This window comes from Vibrio sp. TH_r3 (genome assembly GCF_033101115.1).
Taxonomy (GTDB): Bacteria; Pseudomonadota; Gammaproteobacteria; order Enterobacterales; family Vibrionaceae; genus Vibrio.
In genome coordinates, this window is record NZ_JAWMPW010000081.1 from 1 (window position 1) to 585 (window position 585).

General features: G+C 40.5%; 1 protein-coding gene. It reads right to left on the bottom strand.

What is annotated here, in order from left to right; genetic code table 11:
• On the bottom strand, nucleotides 1-497 hold a 497-nt coding region (locus R3X26_RS18850), incomplete at its 3' end, for an ATP-binding cassette domain-containing protein (protein ID WP_317718857.1).
• Nucleotides 498-585: the final 88 nt, after the last annotated feature.

The following is a 585-nucleotide window of genomic DNA, read 5'->3' on the forward strand; positions in this document are numbered from 1 at the left end:
TCATCTAAGGCAATAATATTAGCATTTAAGATCAGTGCTTTAGCAATTTCAACCATTTGCTGTTGGCCCATAGAAAGCGTTTTTACCTTATCGGTTGGTGCAAATACCAATCCGAGCTTATCTAACTGAACTTGAGCTTGATGATTCATAGCTGCCCAGTCAATAACACCAGCTTTAGTCGGGAACCTCCCTAAAAAAATATTCTCCGCTACTGTCTGTTCTGGAACCAGTTGAAGTTCTTGATGAATAATACCTATGCCGCTGTTAATAGCTTCGATTGGTGATTGGAAGCTAACCGAAGTTTCATTGATATAAACTTCTCCCTCACTCGCTTTATGGATGCCTCCTAGTACCTTCATCAAAGTACTTTTCCCAGCCCCGTTTGCGCCGATTAACCCGTGAACTTCACCATGACCAATACGAAAGCTCACCTTGCTTAACGCTTTTACTCCTGGGAAATTTTTTGATATGCCGCGAAATTTGAGTTCATTTTTCATGAATAATCCCTTATTTAATCGGGGATTTAGCCCCGATTAATAGTTATTACATACCTAAGTCTGCTCGTACTTGTTCGTAATTCGCACG